Annotated in this window: 14 protein-coding genes and 2 tRNA genes; 10 read left to right on the forward strand and 6 right to left on the reverse strand. The window is 68.5% G+C overall.

From position 1 onward, the window contains the following. Positions 1 to 50: 50 nt before the first annotated feature. Together C566_RS0106855 and C566_RS0106860 are read left to right on the forward strand one after the other, a co-directional pair. Complete coding sequence (locus C566_RS0106855) at positions 51 to 1,415, forward strand: glycosyltransferase 87 family protein (protein ID WP_051082275.1); 1,365 nt, start codon at positions 51 to 53, stop codon at positions 1,413 to 1,415. Between the two features lie 65 nt (positions 1,416 to 1,480). Next, a complete protein-coding gene (locus tag C566_RS0106860) occupies positions 1,481 to 2,242 on the forward strand; it encodes an SDR family oxidoreductase (RefSeq protein WP_018773596.1) in 762 nt (253 codons plus the stop codon). Between the two features lie 79 nt (positions 2,243 to 2,321). Here C566_RS0106860 and C566_RS0106865 read toward each other — a convergent pair whose 3' ends face one another. From C566_RS0106865 to C566_RS0106885, 5 genes are all read right to left on the reverse strand, one after another. After that, entirely contained in the window at positions 2,322 to 2,804 is a 483-nt protein-coding gene (locus tag C566_RS0106865) for a hypothetical protein (protein WP_026266464.1), read from the reverse strand. A 211-nt stretch (positions 2,805 to 3,015) separates the two neighbouring features. Then, positions 3,016 to 4,224 (reverse strand): acyl-CoA dehydrogenase family protein, encoded by a 1,209-nt coding sequence (locus C566_RS0106870; RefSeq protein WP_018773598.1) that lies wholly within the window; start codon positions 4,222 to 4,224, stop codon positions 3,016 to 3,018. 9 nt (positions 4,225 to 4,233) lie between these two features. Further along, a complete protein-coding gene (locus C566_RS0106875) occupies positions 4,234 to 5,766 on the reverse strand; it encodes an APC family permease (protein ID WP_018773599.1) in 1,533 nt (510 codons plus the stop codon). After that, complete coding sequence (locus C566_RS0106880) at positions 5,763 to 6,974, reverse strand: glutathionylspermidine synthase family protein (RefSeq protein ID WP_018773600.1); 1,212 nt, start codon at positions 6,972 to 6,974, stop codon at positions 5,763 to 5,765. Before C566_RS0106880 ends, C566_RS0106875 begins: the two co-directional genes overlap by 4 nt. 2 nt (positions 6,975 to 6,976) lie before the next feature. Beyond that, entirely contained in the window at positions 6,977 to 7,570 is a 594-nt protein-coding gene (locus tag C566_RS0106885) for a hypothetical protein (RefSeq protein WP_018773601.1), read from the reverse strand. A gap of 187 nt (positions 7,571 to 7,757) precedes the next feature. Here C566_RS0106885 and C566_RS0106890 point away from each other — a divergent pair, with 187 nt between their 5' ends. From C566_RS0106890 to C566_RS0106920, 6 genes are all read left to right on the forward strand, one after another. Next, positions 7,758 to 8,411, forward strand: coding sequence for an MOSC domain-containing protein (locus C566_RS0106890; RefSeq protein WP_018773602.1), 654 nt, complete (start codon positions 7,758 to 7,760; stop codon positions 8,409 to 8,411). A 386-nt stretch (positions 8,412 to 8,797) separates the two neighbouring features. Continuing rightward, on the forward strand, positions 8,798 to 10,936 hold the full coding sequence (locus tag C566_RS0106895) for a DEAD/DEAH box helicase (RefSeq protein WP_018773603.1): 2,139 nt from the start codon (positions 8,798 to 8,800) through the stop codon (positions 10,934 to 10,936). Between the two features lie 233 nt (positions 10,937 to 11,169). After that, positions 11,170 to 11,241 (forward strand) — tRNA-Thr (locus C566_RS0106900). A 62-nt stretch (positions 11,242 to 11,303) separates the two neighbouring features. After that, a tRNA-Met gene (locus C566_RS0106905) sits at positions 11,304 to 11,377 on the forward strand. A gap of 523 nt (positions 11,378 to 11,900) precedes the next feature. Continuing rightward, complete coding sequence (yidC, locus tag C566_RS0106915) at positions 11,901 to 12,698, forward strand: membrane protein insertase YidC (protein ID WP_018773605.1); 798 nt, start codon at positions 11,901 to 11,903, stop codon at positions 12,696 to 12,698. Next, a complete protein-coding gene (locus tag C566_RS0106920) occupies positions 12,695 to 13,354 on the forward strand; it encodes an NAD(P)H-binding protein (protein WP_018773606.1) in 660 nt (219 codons plus the stop codon). Before yidC ends, C566_RS0106920 begins: the two co-directional genes overlap by 4 nt. A gap of 44 nt (positions 13,355 to 13,398) precedes the next feature. Here the strand turns inward: C566_RS0106920 and C566_RS0106925 are convergent, their stop codons facing one another. Beyond that, positions 13,399 to 14,577, reverse strand: a complete 1,179-nt coding sequence (locus C566_RS0106925; protein WP_018773607.1) for an ROK family transcriptional regulator — start codon at positions 14,575 to 14,577, stop codon at positions 13,399 to 13,401. Between the two features lie 103 nt (positions 14,578 to 14,680). On the opposite strand from C566_RS0106925, the gene C566_RS0106930 reads away from it, so the two are divergent. Both C566_RS0106930 and C566_RS0106935 read left to right on the forward strand, forming a co-directional pair. After that, positions 14,681 to 16,387: a glycoside hydrolase family 13 protein gene (locus C566_RS0106930; RefSeq protein ID WP_018773608.1), complete on the forward strand. Its 1,707-nt coding sequence runs from the start codon at positions 14,681 to 14,683 to the stop codon at positions 16,385 to 16,387. Next, positions 16,384 to 17,379, forward strand: a complete 996-nt coding sequence (locus C566_RS0106935) for an aldo/keto reductase (protein WP_018773609.1) — start codon at positions 16,384 to 16,386, stop codon at positions 17,377 to 17,379. The genes C566_RS0106930 and C566_RS0106935 overlap by 4 nt, the downstream gene beginning before the upstream one ends. The last annotated feature ends 137 nt before the right edge of the window (positions 17,380 to 17,516 follow it).

The following is a 17,516-nucleotide window of genomic DNA, read 5'->3' on the forward strand; positions in this document are numbered from 1 at the left end:
GAACCGACCAAACGGCCAGCGTCTACATCAGCAGCCCGATGGGGGAATTCATGTCAGTGCCCGCTTCAGACCACCGCCCGGCGCGGCACTCACCCGTCGTGCACCTGTTACGGCTCTCCGTCATCCTGGCCATCGCCGCGGTGGGGTACTTCATCTGGATCTCGCTCGGAGTCTGGGGCAAGCACGGCCTGGACTTCAGCGTCTACTGGTACGGCGGCAAAATCCTCAACGACGCCGGCGCGGCACCCTCAGCCCTATATGCGGGCAACGTGGACTGGGCCGGCGGACCGACGCTGATGTTTACCTACCCGCCATTCGCCGCCATCCTCTTCGGCCTTTTGGCCCGGCTGCCCCTGGCGGCGGCGCTGACCCTGTTCAACGCCGCCGGCGCCGGCGTGGCGGTCCTGGCCGCGGTCCGTACGGTCCGGTACTGGAACGCTAAAGCCTCCTGGCGCGACACCTTCCGGGCTCCGGGCAACGGATGGGCCGCCGCCGTCCTGGTCCTGGCGGTCCTGAACCTGGGACCCTGGCGCGAGACCCTGGTGTTCGGTCAAATCAACGCCCTGCTGATGGGCCTGATCGCCGTGGACCTGCTGGCCCGCAACCGGCGCTGGGCCCGCGGTTTCCCCGGCAGCGGCTTCCTGGTGGGCGTCGCGGCCGGCATCAAGCTGACGCCCCTGGTGTTCGGGCTCTACTACCTGGTCCGCAAGGACTGGCGCGGGCTGGGCAATATGGCCGCCGGCTTCTCCGCCACCGTGGTGGCCGGCTGGCTGCTCCGGCCCGCCGAATCCCTGCAGTTCTGGCTCCAGATGCTGCCGGACACCTCCCGGATGGGCGGAGCGGGCTATGTGGACAACCTGTCCATTAAGGGCGCCCTGCTGCACTTCGGGGTCCCGGAAGCACACGTCACCGTGCCATGGCTGCTGCTGAGCCTGGCGGTTGTGGCCGTGGGTGCCGCCGTGATCAAGGCCGCCAGCGATCAGGGCGCCCGCGTCGTGGCCGTATCGGCGACGGCGCTCACCATGCTGCTGATCAGCCCGGTTTCGTGGTCCCACCACTGGGTGTGGGTCGCGGCGGTCTTTCCGGCTTTCGCCTGGACCCTGCGGGAAGCTCCGCGCCGGTACGTCGGGATGCGCTGGACCATGGGAGGCGTGCTGGGCCTGTCGATCCTCGTGTTCCTGTTCTCGCCCAAGACCATCGGCACGGCCCTCGGCGCCGAAAACCTCGACATCCAGACGCCCGGGATGTGGATCATGGCCTCCAGCGCCGGCGTCTTCTGCGCCCTGGCCCTGCTGGTGTGCTGGCTTGTGGCCCTCCGGCGGGACCCGCTGGGACCGGAGACCGACCTTGCCCCCGAACCGGTTGCTGAACGCGACGTCCGGGCCGCCGTCCCCACTTCCCCAGTCTCCTCGTAGGCGCCGCGCTTAGTAGGCCGCGCTGAGTACACGCCACGCCGGCTGCCGCCGCTAGGCTGTTCGGCATGAGCTCCCCTGACGCACGTAAGACGGCCCTGGTCACCGGGGTCGGCCGCCTTGCCGGAATCGGCGCAGGCATCGCGCGCCGCCTCGCTGCGGACGGCTGGGACCTCGTGCTGACGTACTGGCAGGACTACGACGCCCGGATGCCGTGGGGAGTCCAGCCGGACGACGTCGAACGCCTCGCCGCCGAGCTCCAGGCGACCGGCGCCGCCGTCGTGGCTCTGCCGGCGGATTTCCAGGACCCGCGCGCCGTGGACCGGCTGATGTCCGCTGCCGCGGCGGAGGCCGGAACCCTGCAGGGACTGGTGCTCAGCCACGCCGAATCCGTGGACACGTCCATCCTGGACACATCCTTGGAGAGCTTCGAGCGGCACTTTGCGGTCAACACCCGGGCCAGCTGGCAGTTGATTGCCGCATTCGCCCGGCAGGCCGGTCCCGACGGCGGGGCCATCGTGGCCCTGACCAGCGACCACACCGCCTTCAACCTGCCCTACGGGGCATCAAAGGGCGCCCTGGACCGGATCGTGATTGCCGCCGCCCGGGAGCTCGGCCCGCTCGGGATCAGCGCCAACGTCCTGAACCCGGGACCGGTGGATACCGGTTGGATGGATGAGCCGCTCCGTGACGAACTGGCCCGGCGGCACCCTGGCGGCCGGCTGGGCACACCGGCGGACGTGGCCGGCACCGTCGCGTTCCTGCTCTCGCCCGAGGGCCGCTGGATGTCCGGGCAGCTGGTCAAAGCCGACGGCGGATTCTCCGCCTGAGCCGCTGGGACCGCGGTGACGCTCTGATTCATGGAGCGTGTGTGGTGTTGGGACAGCGTCCCGTGGCGGCCGGATCCGGTCAGCCGGCGCTCAGCCGGGCGAGGGCTGTTGCCAGTTCCGTGGCGCCTCCCTGGAGGAGGCAGGCCGTCTCCCCTGCCCGGGCGTTGCGTCCGGACCGGAGGTCGGCATCAATGAGGTCGGCGATGAGTTCGAGCCGGCACGCACCGGCTTTGGATGCGGACCAGGACAGGCTTTGGGCGGCGAGGCGCGCGTCCTCCCAGTCCCCGACGGCCAAGGCCTGGTGGATCTTTTCGACCCGGTGGGGAAGCATGAGTTGGAATGTGCTGACGAAGTCGTGGAACCTCCAGGACTGGCGCGTCCCTGTGCTCTCCTGAAGTCGGTTGCGGTCCAGGACGAGTGCCGCGCTGATGCGGGCGCGGTACCGGCGGGGTCCCTGGCCAGCGGCGGAAATGTCCCGGTCGTTCACGTCCGCGCTGGCCGTGGCGTGACGTGCCGGAAGGAGCCGAAGCGTCCACGCGGCTGGCTTTGCATTGAGACTCATGATGTCCCCCTTTACTTGGCAGCCTGCCCGACCCGCCGGGCATTTGGCTGCCTCCGGTCCGGTGGCGATGGCACCACTGTACGAATGCGCCCCAGGGAGAACACGAGTGCTGGCTACCCGAAAACCCGGCAGTCACCACTTGTTTCCCTTGCCTCATCCGTATCGCGCGACCGGTCGGACCAGGAAACACTGCCGTGGCACGCCCCCGGGCTTAGCGGAAGGCGGGGAGACCCGTAATGTGCTGGCCCAGGATCAGGGTGTGGACCTCGTCGGTGCCTTCGTAGGTGCGGACGGATTCCAGATTGGCGGCGTGCCGCAGCGGGGAATGGTCCAGCGTGATGCCGTTGCCGCCCAGAATGGTGCGCGCCTCCCGGGCAATGGCGAGCGCTTCCCGCACGTTGTTCAGCTTGCCGAGCGAGATCTGCTCCGGACGCAGCCTGCCGGCGTCCTTGAGCCGGCCCAGGTGCAGGGCCAGGAGCGTGCCCTTCTGGATCTCCAGGACCATGTTCACGAGTTTCTCCTGCGTCAGTTGGTACCCGGCCAGCGGCTTGCCGAACTGCAGCCGCTCCTGGGAGTAGGCCAGGGCAGCCTCGTAGGAATCCCGGGCGGCACCCATCGCACCCCACGCGATCCCGTACCGGGCCTCGTTGAGGCAGGAGAACGGGCCGCGCAGCCCGCGCGCCGCCGGCAGCAGCGCCTCCGGGCCCAGCCGGACGGCGTCGAACGTGATGTCGCACTGGATGGAGGCGCGCATCGAGAGCTTCTGACCGATCGGTGTCGCGGTGACGCCCGCGGTGCCGGCGGGGACGAGGAAGCCGCGCACGCCGTCGTCGGTCATGGCCCACACCACCAGCACGCCGGCCACGGAGGCGAGCCCGATCCAGCGTTTGGCGCCGTCCAGGATCCAGCCGGCGTCGTCGCCGGAGCCGTCGCGGCGGGCGAAGGTCTTCATCGAGGCAGGGTCCGAGCCGGCCGTGGGTTCGGTCAGGGCAAACGCGCCGATCAGCTCGCCGGCGGCCATCCGGGGGAGCCACTCCTGCTTTTGGTCCTCGGAACCCCACTTGTGGATGGCCGTCATGGCGAGGGAGCCCTGCACGGAGACGAACGTGCGGACGCCGGAATCGCCGGCCTCGAGTTCCATGGCCGCGAGGCCATATTCGACGGCGGAGCGGCCGGGGCAGCCGTAGCCCTCCAGGTGCATGCCGAGCACGCCGAGCTCGCCAAGTTCCGGGGCGAGCTCGAGGGGGAACACGGCGTCCTCGTACCAGCCGGCGATACCCGGCCGGATCCGCTGGTTCGTGAAATCGCGGACGCGCTCGCGCACGGTGCGCTCCTCGGCGCTCAGCAGGGAATCGATGGCCAGGACATCGGAGACGTCGGAAAGGTTGGCCTCAGTGCTCATGCCAGCTTCGTTGCTCATGCCAGCATCCTACGGCCGCACCTGCAGTGGCGTGCCGGCGGCGGGCTGGTGCTGGAGAAAGTAGCCCCGCGTGGACGGCGCGAAACGGCAGACGGCGGCCAGCGCCACGCCCAGCCCCAGGAGCAGCACGCCACTGATGAAGGCCCCGCCGACGCCGAAGATCTGCGTGTCACCGTAGTCCGGATCCCACATCTGCACCGCCGAGACGAAGAATGCCGCAGTCAGCATAAGAGCGCCGAGCAGGGGCATGACGCCGCGGAACCAGAAGTTCCGGGCCGAGCCGCGCAGGGTCGCGCGGAAGTACCAGACGCAGGCGAAACCGGTCAGGGCGTAGTAGAACGCGATGAACAAGCTGATCGAACTGATGGAGTCGGCGAGCAGGTTCTCGCTCAGGACGCTCATCAGGACGTAATAGGCGACGGCCGCGGCACCCATAACCTTGGTGGAATACCCCGGCGTCTGGTGGCGCGGGTGGACCTCGCCGAACCTGCGCGGCAAGGCTCCGTGCACGCCCATCGACAAGGTGCCGCGGGCCGTGGGAAGGATGGTGGTCTGGGTTGAGGACAGCACCGACGCCAGGACGGCGACGACGATCAGCCAGCCCCAGGGGCCCAGCACCACGTCCTTCATGGCGAGGAAGACATCGTCCTGGTTGGCCTCGTTGCCCAGCCCTATGCCTTCCGTGCCCACCGTGGCATACATCATCACCAGGAGGGCCACAGAGACGTAGATCGCCACGAGGACTAGCGCCGAAATGACGGCGCCGCGGCCGGGCGTGGTGGCAGGGTTCTCGGTCTCCTCGTTCACCGCAAGGCAGGTGTCCCAGCCCCAGTAGATGAACAGGGCCAGCAGGGCTCCGTGCACCACCGCGCCGGGATCGACGAACGCACCGGCGGGGTTGAACCACTCAAGGTCGAAGGCTTGGCCGGTGGCCCCGCCGGGCACCCCTCCCGCGATCCGGAAGATGATTGCCATCGCGAAGATGCCCAGCGAGAGGTACTGCACGTAAGTCAGGACCCGCTGGACATGTTCCCCGAGGCGGATGCCGCGGTAGTTCACAAGGGTCATGAACACGATGAACAGCACGCCGGTGGCGGTTACCACGAGGCTGTTTCCGGCCAGCGAACCGTCGCCGATCAGCAGCCACAGGTACTGCCCGGCGACCTGGGCGAGATTGGCCAGGACCACGACGCCGGCCAGGGCCACGCCCCACCCGCCCAGCCAGCCGGCCCAGGGACCGAACGCCCGGCCGGCCCAGATGAAGGTGGTCCCGCAGTCCGGCATGGCGCTGTTGAGCTCACGGAAGGCGAAGGCGATGAAGAGCACGGGCACGAAGCCCAGCAGCAGGATCAACGGAGTGTAGTTGCCGCTCACAGCCACGATCAGTCCCAAGGTCGCCGCGAGCGAATAGACCGGCGCGGTGGAGGCCAGCCCCAACATGACGGAGTCGCCGAGATCCAGGATCCCGGCGCGCAGTCCCTTGGCGGGAACTGCCGCCTGACCCCCGGTACCGCCGGCCGTCGTCGTGGTTCCGGTGCTCATAGGGCAATACCTGCCTTGCTGGAGTGGGCCTGGTTCGAGGTCGGGGCGGGCGCGTCAATCGTGTTGGGCACGAAGCGGCAGAAGTAGTCGGTGATGGGCCCGTCCGATTCGCGGATGCCGCAACCGACGGATTCGCCGTCGACCACCCAGAGGCCGAGCACCGGGCGGTTGCCGTCGAAATCGGGAAGGGCGTGGAACTGCTGGTAGCACCAGCCTTCCCGGCCATAGCCGCCGGGCTGTTCGAGGTCGATGCCGGCGGCGTGGATCCTGATGTTGTCCCCTTCGCGGCCGTGCAGCGGCTTGGCCACCCACTCCTTGAGCGGCCCGGGGCCGTCAAGATAGGCCGGAAGCAGGTTGGGGTGGTCCGGGTAGAGGTGCCAGAGCGCCGCGAGCAGGGCCTTGTTGGACAGAAGCATCTTCCAGGCCGGCTCCACCCAGCGCGGATTGTGGGCGCGCTGCAGCAGCCGCTGCCCGAACGGCTCCTTCATCATCAGTTCCCAGGGGTAGAGCTTGAACATGGTGCTGATCATGAAGTTGTCCAGGTCCACGAAACGGTTAAGGTTCGGATCCCAGCCGATGTCGGACATGTTGATCCCGATGGTGGTCCAGCCGGCCTGGCTCGCGACGTCCCGCATGTAGGCCGCCGTCATCCAGTCTTCTCCCGATTCTTCCGCCTCGGAGTGGGCGACGTGGAGCGTGCTCATGCCGGTGCGGTACTGCAGCCTCTTCCACTGCCGGATGAGGGCTTCATGGATGCCGTTCCACTGGTCCTTATCGGGAAAGACGTCCTGCAGCCAGAACCACTGGGCGACGGCGGCCTCAATGAGTCCGGTAGGGGTGTCCGCGTTGTACTCCAGCATCTTGGCCGGGCCGCCCCGGCCGTCGTAGACGAAGTCGAAGCGGCCGTAGACGTCCACATCGCCGGCCTGCAGCGATGCGGCCGCGAGTTCCAGCGCCTGCGGCCCGATCCCGATGTTGCCCATGGCGCCGGTGGCGAGGAACTTCGCGGCCTCGAGGCACATGCGGTGCATGTCCTCCGCGGCCTGTTCGAGGGTCTCCACTTCGTCCATGGTGAATTCGTAGTAGGCGCCTTCGTGCCAGTACTCGACGTTCGTGCCGTCGGGCAGGGCCGTGGTGGAGAAAACCAGGCCCTGTGCTTCAATCCGCTCTTTCCAGTCCGGCCGCGGCGCGGATCCCAGTCGTTTCATCCCTAGCCTCCTGTGCTTCCGCCCTTGGCGCTGCCGCCGAAGCCGCCCCTGCTGACCGTGCCGCCGGTGGGGCTGTACCCCGTGGACGCCTTGGCCCCGGTGGGAACGGTCCTGCTGTAGCTGGGGTAGCCCGACCGGTTCTGGCCCAACCCGGGCACGCTGGCGCCGCGGGAGTAGAAGTACCAGGCGTAGATGCCGGAGCTGCGGCCGTCCGTGCTGCTGTTGTTGCACTGGGCATCATCGACCCGCTCGCCGGTGTCGTCGTTGAAGCACACCTGCGCGTAGTCGGCCTCGTCCTCGTTGCTGGCCACCATGGCGGTGATCGTGCCGGCCAGGAGCGCCGTGACGCCCAGCCCGACGACGACGGTACGGCGCTGCAGGCGCTTCTTCCGCGCCGCCGCGCCGGCCAGGCCGCGCTCGCGTTCCATGGCGAAGGGGTCAATGACGGCGGGGGCCGTGGCGTCTGCCGGAAGTCCCGGCGCGGGCTGGCCGGACTGGTTCTGCAGCTCGGGCCGGAGCTCAGGCTGTGGAATCTGCCACGGAGGCTGCTTCCGGTCCGGCCGCGGCGCGTCCGGGTGCTCGTCGTTTCGGCCCAAATGTGTCCCCTCACGTCTGGCCGCAGGATATCCCGCGGAAGGCTTGCCTTCTTTTCCCGACGCCAGCCTAACCGGCCTCCGGATCGTGGGCGATGGAAAGGGCCAGCCGTGTCTGCAGCGGGCGCGGGGGAAGCGTACCGGCGCTGGGTCCCGGGCCGCGGGCGCGCCGCGGGCCTACACTGGTGCCATGGAAACCGCATCCGTGCTTGCTGTCTGCAGGGTTCACCAGCTGCTCGATGATCCCGGCAGCGTCGGGGTCACCGCGATCGACAAGCGCCCGGTTGATGGACCGGTGAAAGTCCACAAACTTGGCCTGCGCGGTGATGTCCAGGCCAGCAGGATCCACCACGGCGGCGAGGACCAGGCACTCTACGCGTATTCGCAGGACGACGCCGACTACTGGGCCGGCGAGCTCGGGCGGGATATGCCGGCGGGCATCTTCGGTGAAAACCTGCGGATCACGGGCCTCAACGCCTCCAATGCCGTAATCGGCGAACGGTGGAAGATCGGACTGGACGTCGAGGTGGAAGTCACCTCCCCGCGCATCCCCTGCGCCACCTTCCAGCGGCGGATGGGCGAGCCGCACTGGGTCCAGCGGTTCACCGAGGCGGGCCGGGTGGGCACCTACCTCCGGGTGGTCCGGACCGGCAGCATTGAAGCCGGAGACCACATCCACAGGCTCTTTGTCCCCGCCCACGGCGTGACGATCGCCAAGTGGTTCACCGATCCCACCCTGGAGGACATGGAGGCACTGCGCGACGCCGACGCCGACGGCCAGATCCGCCTGCAGCCCGAGTACCACCAGAGGTTCGAGCAGCTGCAGCGCCGTCTGGGGGTCTAGGCGTGGGGGCCGGTGTGCGCAAGCTCACCAGCCGCCGTCGGCCTCTCAATTACCACTGTTCTGTTCGATGCCCTACACTTGAAATATCCCCCACTCCGGAAATCCCTTATTCCTGCCCAATTCTTGAGGCAGGACTGGCAAGTGTTGGGGCCCGCAAATGTGATGCGGGCATTTTCATAGGGAGAGCCGGCAAAAGAAAACGCTGTACAGACTGCTGGGATAGCAGCCAAGAGATGCAGCGGGAAGTCCTGCCACGGGATTGCGAAAGCGCCGGACTTCTGTGACCCGCCGGTCAACCGTACGCCCGGCACTCGTGTCACGCGTACTGCGGCTCCGCTCACCTCGGGTTGTGCCGCTTGGCCCCTATGGATGAGGAAATTTCACCTATGCCCGAAAATCAGAACAACTCCGTCGACACCGAACTCGCCACCGCGACTAGCCAGGGCGACGTCGAGACTTCTGAAACGGCTGCCCCCGCAGCCGGCTCCGCCCCGGAATTCACCGAGGCTCCTGCGAACTTTGTAGCACCGGCCGCCGAGACTGCCGAAGCTGCCCCGCAGGCTGAGACCAAGACCGAGGCCACCTCCGCCCCGGCAAAGGACGAGGACGCCGAGGAAGAAGGCGTCAAGTTCGTAGACCTCGGAATCGATGGCCGTGTCCTCGCCGCCCTGCAGGACGTCGGCTACGAGAAGCCGTCCCCGATCCAGGCAGCAACCATCCCGCTGCTGCTCGAAGGCCGCGACGTCGTGGGCCTGGCCCAGACGGGCACCGGTAAGACTGCAGCATTCGCAGTACCGGCGCTGTCCCGCCTGGCCGAGCTCCACGACCTCAACGGCCCGTCGCGCAAGACCCAGGCCCTGGTGCTGGCTCCCACCCGCGAGCTCGCGCTCCAGGTTGCCGAGGCCTTCACCTCCTACGCCAAGCACATTGACGACTTCACCGTCCTCCCGGTGTACGGCGGCTCCGCCTACGGCCCCCAGCTCGCCGGCCTGCGCCGCGGCGCCCAGGTTGTTGTCGGTACCCCCGGCCGCGTCATCGACCACATCGCCAAGGGTTCCCTGGACCTGTCCGAACTCCAGTACCTCGTCCTGGATGAGGCCGACGAGATGCTCCGCATGGGCTTCGCCGAAGACGTTGAGCAGATCTTCCAGCAGACCCCCGCGGGCCGCCAGGTTGCGCTGTTCTCCGCCACGATGCCGAGCCAGATCCGCCGGCTCTCCAAGCAGTACCTGAACAACCCGGCCGAGGTGCAGGTCAAGTCCAAGACCACCACGGGCGCCAACACCCGCCAGCGCTACCTGCAGGTCATGGGCCCGCACAAGCTCGATGCACTGACCCGCATCCTCGAGGTCGAAGAGTTCGAGGGCGTCATCGCCTTCGTCCGCACCAAGATGGCCACCGAGGACCTCGCCGACAAGCTGCGCTCGCGCGGCTTCCAGGCTGCCGCCATCAACGGCGACATCCCGCAGCAGCAGCGTGAGCGCACGGTCGAGGCCCTGCGTGACGGCAAGATCGACATCCTGGTCGCCACCGACGTTGCCGCCCGCGGCCTGGACGTCGAGCGCGTCAGCCACGTGGTCAACTACGACATCCCGCACGACACCGAGTCCTACGTCCACCGCATCGGCCGCACCGGCCGCGCAGGCCGTTCCGGCGACGCGATCCTGTTCATGACGCCGCGCGAGAAGTACCTGCTGCGTTCCATTGAGAAGGCAACCCGCCAGCCGGTGGAGCAGATGCACCTGCCCACGGCCGAGACCGTCAACACGCTGCGCCTGGGCAAGTTCGCCGAGCGCATCACGGAGACCCTCGCGTCCGAGGACGTTGCAGCGTTCCGCGACCTGATCTCCTCCTACGAGGAAGAGCACAACGTGCCGGCCTCGGAGATCGCCGCCGCACTGGCCGTCATGGCCCAGGGCGGGCAGCCGCTGCTGGTCAAGGAACTGCCGGCAGCGCCCGAGTTCCAGAAGCGCGAGCGCTCCAAGGACGGCTTCGGCTCACGCGGCCCGACCCGCACCCTGACCGAGGGCAACGCCACTTACCGGATCGCCGTCGGACGCCGCCAGCGCGTCATGCCGGGTTCCATCGTTGGCGCCATTGCCAACGAAGGCGGCATCTCCTCGGCCCAGATCGGCGGCATCGACATCCGCTCGGACCACTCCCTCGTGGAGCTCCCGGCGGACCTGAGCGCCGATCAGCTCAAGGCACTGTCCCGCACCCGGATCGGCGGCGAGCTGATCCACCTCGAGCTCGACAACGGCCGCAAGCCGGCCGGGGACCGCGGCTCCTACCAGGGCAACCGTGGCGGCGACCGCGGCGGAGACCGTGGCGGCTACTCCGGCGGCAGCGGCAACTTCAAGGGCAACGGCGGCTTCAAGCGCGAATTCCGCAAGGGCGACGGCGAGCGGTCCTCCGCTGACCGTGGCGGCCGCTCCTTCAGCGAGCGTTCCGAGCAGCGCACCTTCGGCGCGGACACCCGCAAGCCCCGCACCGAGGGCGGCTTCAAGCCCCGCAACAAGTGGTAACCACTAGCGCCATCTGAGAACGGGCCGGCTCCCTGAGCCGGCCCGTTTTTGTTTAAGCCTTCCGCCCCCGTGTTCGCTTGGTCACAGCCGCGGCCGCCGGCCGGTCCCGGGACCCGATCCGGGCTCCCCGGACCGCGCTGGGCGCCCGGATTTCCGCTGTTTCCGGCCGGTCCGACGTCGTTCGGCCGCCGATTTGTTGGTGGGCGAATCTTCCGGTAGAGTATTTACTCGTTGCCCCCCTAGCTCAGTGGTAGAGCGCGTTCTTGGTAAGAACGAGGTCACCGGATCGATTCCGGTGGGGGGCTCTGAATGAGGGCCTGTGTCAAGGCGGTTTTTGACCGGCTTAGCGCAGGTTTTCCTCATTTACGGCGGTGTAGCTCAGTTGGTTAGAGCGCACGACTCATAATCGTGAGGTCGGGAGATCGAGCCTCCCCACCGCTACAGACAAAACCCCCGGAATCCTTGAGATTCCGGGGGTTTTTCTGTCTCTCCGAGCGGACAAGGGTCAGGCACAAGGCGCGGCACCACCGCTTGGCGCGGTGCCGGTGGATGCCGGCTGCACCGCACATGACGCCAAAGTGAACAGGATGAGGGCCAGTACTCCGGCTATCCCGACGTTCTTCCTCATGGCCGCGTCATACGGCTGGTGGCCAGTCATGCCTACGGCAGACGTATGCCTCCCGTGGCGGGCAGATACACCCAAACCGGTCATGATTGAGAGCCCCACCCACGGTCCGTTACGCCCCGCTGGTACAGTCAGCGGCACTGAACAGATTTGGGGGAACTGATGAGGCTAGAGGGCTACCACGTAGTGCTGATGTTAGGGACGGTGTTGACGGTGGCCGCTGTCGTCGTCGGCGTGACGCTCCTCATTCGGTGGGCCTTGCGCAAGAGATGATCACTTCAAGTCCGCCCAGGTGTAGCCTCACCGTACCTGTGCAGCATCTGACGGTTGGGGATATCAGTGGACCTTATTGGCACCATCATGGCCCCGTTCAAATGGCTGGTCTCAGCCATGATGGCGGGCTTCCATGACGGACTCAGCGCCATCGGCATGCTGGCGGCCAGCGGCTGGACGTGGACGCTGTCCATCATCGGGCTCGTGCTGGTCATCCGCGCCGCCCTGATCCCGGTGTTCCTCAAGCAGGTCAACGTCCAGCAGCGCATGAGGCGGTTGCAGCCTGACCTGAAGAAGCTCCAGGACAAGTACCGGGGCAAGACCGATCCGGTTTCCCGCCAGGCCATGGCGCAGGAACAGATGGCCCTCTACAAGGCGCACGGCACCAACCCGTTCTCGGCCTGCCTGCCCCTGCTGATCCAGATGCCCTTCTTCTTCGCGCTGTTCCAGATGCTGTCCGGCATCAGCGCCGCGGCCGGCCAGGGCGAAGGCGTCGGAGCCATGAGCGCCGAGCAGGTCGTGCAGTTCGACCAGTCCACGATCTTCGGCGCCCCGCTCTCGGCCTCGCTGCTGCACGGCGGCGGCAGTCCACTCTCGGTGTGGGTCCTCTCCATTGCGATGATCCTGGCCATGACGGCTTCGCAGCTGATCACGCAGCGGCAGATCATGGCCAGGAGCTTGTCCGACGAGGCCGTTGCGACTCCGCTCATGGCCCAGCAAAAGGTGCTGCTGTACAGCCTGCCGGTCGTCTTCGGGGTGGGCGGAATCGTGTTCCCCATCGGCGTCCTGATCTACTGGACCACCACCAACCTGTGGACCATGGCGCAGCAGTTCGCTGTCCGGTGGGACAGAATGGGACCATGACGCGCATCGCAATCATCGGCGGCCACGGCAAGGTGGCTTTGGAACTGTCCAGGATCCTCGCGGCGGAAGGGCACGGGGTCACCTCCTTTATCCGCAACCCGGACCATGCGTCCGACGTCGCGGCCACGGGCGCCACGCCAGTGCTGCTGGACGTGGAGAACGCGACGACGGCGCAGATCGCCGAGGCACTCCGCGGACACGACGCCGTGGTGTGGTCGGCCGGCGCCGGCGGCGGCAGCCCCGAGCGGACCTACGCCGTGGACCGCGACGCCGCGATCCGTTCCATGGACGCCGCGGCGGAAGCGGGCGTCAACAGGTACGTCATGGTGTCTTATTTCGGTGCCGGGCCGGACCACGGCGTCCCCGCGGACAACGGCTTCTTCGCCTACGCCGAGGCCAAGGCCGCAGCGGATGAGTACCTGCGCGGTTCAGGCTTGGACTGGACCGTCCTGGGCCCCGGAACGCTGACCGCGGGACCCGGCAACGGGATGATCGACGTCGACCCCGCCGATACGTCGGACGGCACCGAAACCGCCCGGGCCAACGTCGCCCTGGTGGCGGCGGCGGTCCTCGGACTGCCGGCCACGATCGGGCGCACCATCGAGTTCCGGGACGGCACACTCCCGCTCGCGGCAGCGCTGGACCCGTTGGACTAATCCGGCGGGCCAGCCCGCGAAGAGAACGAGCCGGACCCGACCCGTCAGGCCGGGGCGGGGAGGGCCAGCTCCAGGGCATGCGCCTCGACGTAGTCCAGGGCGTGCCGGACCGCGCCCGCCGTGACGATCGCGTCGCCCAGCGGTGAGACCGTCACCCGCGGGGGAGTCGCGGTGAAACGGGGGAGCAGCGCTGTGATGCCCGGCAGGAGCGCCCCGGCGGACTCGGCGACGGCGCCGCCGATCACCACCTGCTCGGGGTTGATCAGGCTCGCGATCGAGGCGATGACCCGTGCCATGCGCTCCGAAATCCGGTCCAGGATGGCCAGGGCCGCCGCATCACCCGCGGCCGCGTCCGCGAAGACGCGCGGCGCGCTGGCCGGACCGCCCGCGGAGGGTCCGCCGCCGGCCGCCGACCACTGCCGCACCAGGGCGGCGATGCCGTCGCTGGAGCCAACGCCCTCCACCATGTCCAGATAACCCATCTCGCCGGCGGCCCCGCCGCGGCCGTGGAGCAGGCGGCCGGATTCCATCACGCCGGCGCCCAGGCGTTCGCCCGCCAGGAGCACCACCAGATCATCCACGCCCACGCCGGACCCGCGCCAGCGCTCACCGAGCGCGGCCAGGTTGGCGTCGTTCTCCAGGAGCACCGTCCAGCCGTGCAGCTCCTTCAGCGCGGAGCGGAGCCCGACGTCGAACAGGCTCCAAAACCGCTGCGTCACCAGAACGTTGCCATCGCGGTCCACCGGCGCGGCGATTCCGGCGCCGACGGCCAGAACCCTGCCCGGGTCCGCCCCCGCTGCTTCCAAGGCCTGGCGGCAGGCGAGGTCGACGACGCCGATCCGCTCCTGCGCGGGGATGTCCGCCGCGCGGAAGCTCCCGCTGGAACGGCCGATCACCGTGCCGCGGAGGTCGGCCACGGCGGCGGTGGTGGTCGCGGCACCAATGTCCAGGCCCAGCACAAAGCCCGCTTCCCGGTTGAAGGCAAACCGCCGGGCCGGCCGGCCCTTCCGCGGATTGCCGGGGTCTGTGGGCTGGTCCTGCTCCACGATCCAGCCCCGGCTGATCAGGTCCTCGCAGACGGCGATGACCGAGGCCCGGGTCAGTCCGGTCAGGGCCATCAGCTCGGTTCCGGTGGCAACCTCGGCGCCGCGGATGTGGCGCAGCACGGCCTGGGCATTGACGCGGCGCAGCAGCTGCGGCGTGGCGGCGGCTGCGTGCGGCATCACTTCTTGACCTCTTCTGTCCCCGGACCCATAATTGTTCAGGCAATATATTTAGCTTGTATCTAAATTACCAGAAGCCCTCCCAGACCCGAAGGAATCTCCTTTGACCAACACCGCCACGCTGGCCACCCTGTCCGGTTCCGACCTCGCCGCCGACCCCAACTGGTGGCGCCAGGCATCGGTGTACCAGATCTACCCCCGGAGCTTTTCGGACTCCAACGGTGATGGTTTGGGCGACATCAAGGGGATCACCGCCAAGGTCCCGTACCTGAAGGAACTCGGGATCGACGCCGTCTGGCTCTCCCCGTTCTACCCCTCGGCCCTCGCCGACGGCGGCTACGACGTCGACGACTACCGCGACGTGGACCCCAAGCTCGGCACCCTGGCGGACTTCGACGAGATGTCCGCCGCGCTGCACGCCGCCGGCATCAAGCTCATCGCCGACATCGTCCCCAACCACTCCTCGAACCGGCACGAATGGTTCCGGGAGGCCCTGGCCTCCCCGCGCGGCTCCGCCGCCCGCGACCGCTACATTTTCCGCGACGGTCTCGGCGAGAACGGCGAGCTCGCGCCGTCGGACTGGGAATCCGTCTTCGGCGGCCCCGCCTGGGAGCGGATCACCGAGCCCGACGGCACGCCCGGCCAGTGGTACATGCACATCTTCGCGAAGGAACAGCCGGACCTGAACTGGGCCAACCGGGAAATCCGCGACGACTTCCTCAAGACGCTCCGCTTCTGGTCCGACCGCGGTGTGGACGGCTTCCGCGTCGACGTCGCCCACGCGCTGACCAAGGACCTCACCGAGCCGCTGATCTCCAAGGTGGAGCTCAGCGCCGCCAACACCGGAACGGACGGCTTCCCGGACGGCTCGCACCCGTTCTGGGACCGCGATGAAGTCCACGAGATCTACGCCGAATGGCGCGAGGTGTTCAACGAGTACAACCCGCCGCGCACCGCCGTCGCCGAGGCCTGGGTGCACGCCACCCGCCGCGCCCGTTACGCCAGCCCGGAAGGCCTGGGCCAGGCGTTCAACTTCGACCTCCTGCAGGCCGACTTCGACGCCGGCGAGTTCCGCGAAATCATCGCCCGGAACCTTGCCGAGGCCACGGAATCCGGTGCCTCCTCCACCTGGGTCTTCTCCAACCACGACGTCGTCCGCCACGCCACCCGCTACGGCCTGCCCCAGGGCGGCGGCAAGCACGCCCAGGGCCAGGACGGCAAGGGCTGGCTGCTGGCCGGCGCCCCCGTTGAGGAACTCGACGTCGAACTCGGCCTGCGCCGGGCCCGTGCCGCCACCTTGCTGATGCTGGCCCTGCCGGGCTCGGCCTACCTGTACCAGGGCGAGGAACTGGGACTGCAGGAAGTCGCGGAGATCCCCGACGCCGAGCGCCAGGACCCCACCTTCTTCCGGAACAAGGGCGTGGAGATCGGCCGCGACGGCTGCCGCGTGCCGCTGCCCTGGGCCCCGGAGGGCACCTCGTTCGGCTTCGGCGCCGGCGGCGCACACCTGCCGCAGCCGGCCTGGTTCAGCCGCTACGCGGTGGCGGTCCAGGACGGCGTGGAGGGCTCCACCCTCGAGCTCTACCGCAAGGCCCTGAAGCTGCGCCGCGAACTGCAGACCTCCGAGGAACTGCAGTGGCAGGAATCCGGCAGCGCCGACGTCCTGCGCTTCAGCCGCCCCGGCGGCTGGCAGACGGTGACCAACTTCGGCGACGCGCCGGTTGATCTGCCGACCGGCGAGGTGCTGGTCAGCAGCGGCCCGCTGGACGGCGGACAGCTGCCGGCCAACACCACCGTCTGGCTGCGGTGATCCCCGCACCGCAGGCTTCGTCCGGCACGGCCGCCGACGCCGGGAACCTCCCCCAAGAACTCGTCTACGGCTGCATGGGCCTGGGCGGCGACTGGTCGGCCGAGCCGTACTCCTCCGCGCACGTGGACGAGGCGGCCGCGGCCGTCGAAGCCGCCATGAACGCGGGCATCACGCTGTTCGACCATGCGGACATCTACACCAACGGCAAGGCCGAAGCCGTCTTTGGCGAGGTCCTGGCCCGGACCCCCGGGCTGCGGGAGAAGATCCGGCTGCAGACCAAGTGCGGCATCCGGCTCAATGAGCAGGGCCTGGAGGCCTACTACGACCTCAGCCGGGACGGCATCCTGGAGCGGGTCAACGAAAGCCTGGCCCGGCTCCGGACGGACTACGTCGACGTGCTCATGCTGCACCGCCCCGATCCCCTGATGGACCCGGCGGAGGTGGCCTCCGCCGTCGGGCAGCTCATGGCCGAAGGCAAGGTGCGGGCCGTGGGCGTGTCCAACATGTCGGGCCCGCAGATCGAGATGCTGCAGGACCGGCTCGAGGTGCCCGTGGTGGGCAACCAGCTCGAAATGAGCCTGCTGAAGCGGGCGTGGCTGGAAAGCACGGTGCTGGTCAACCATGCGGAGGGCACGGACTACAGTTTCCCGCACGGGACCGTGGAGCATTGCGTCCGGAACGGCATCCGGCTGCAGGCGTACGGGTCGCTGGCCCGCGGCCTCTACACCGGGGCGCCGGCGGCCGCGCGGACGCCGGGCGAGGAGGCCGCCACCTCTCTCGTGGCCGCCCTGGCCGCCGAGAAGGGGACCACGGGGGAGGCGATCGTGCTGGGCTGGCTCATGAGGCACCCTGCCGGGATTGCGCCCGTGATCGGCACCGCGAACCCGGACAGGATCCTCGCCTGCGCCGGTGCCGCCGAGGCCGCCGCGGCGATGACCCGCGCCGAGTGGTACGGCCTCTGGGTCGCGGCCCGGGGAAGCAACATCCCCTAGCCAGTCCCGCCCCCTCCCGCCCCACCCAACTGGCCGGCCGCCTGGCCGTTGTGAGCCCTGAAAACGGCTTCTGCTGCCGGCCAGTTGGGCAGGGATGTGATTTTGGTCGTAATGGTCGCCCCTGAGGGCCGGATCGC

Origin of the sequence: Arthrobacter sp. 131MFCol6.1, assembly GCF_000374925.1 — a bacterium.
Lineage (GTDB): Bacteria > Actinomycetota > Actinomycetes > Actinomycetales > Micrococcaceae > Arthrobacter.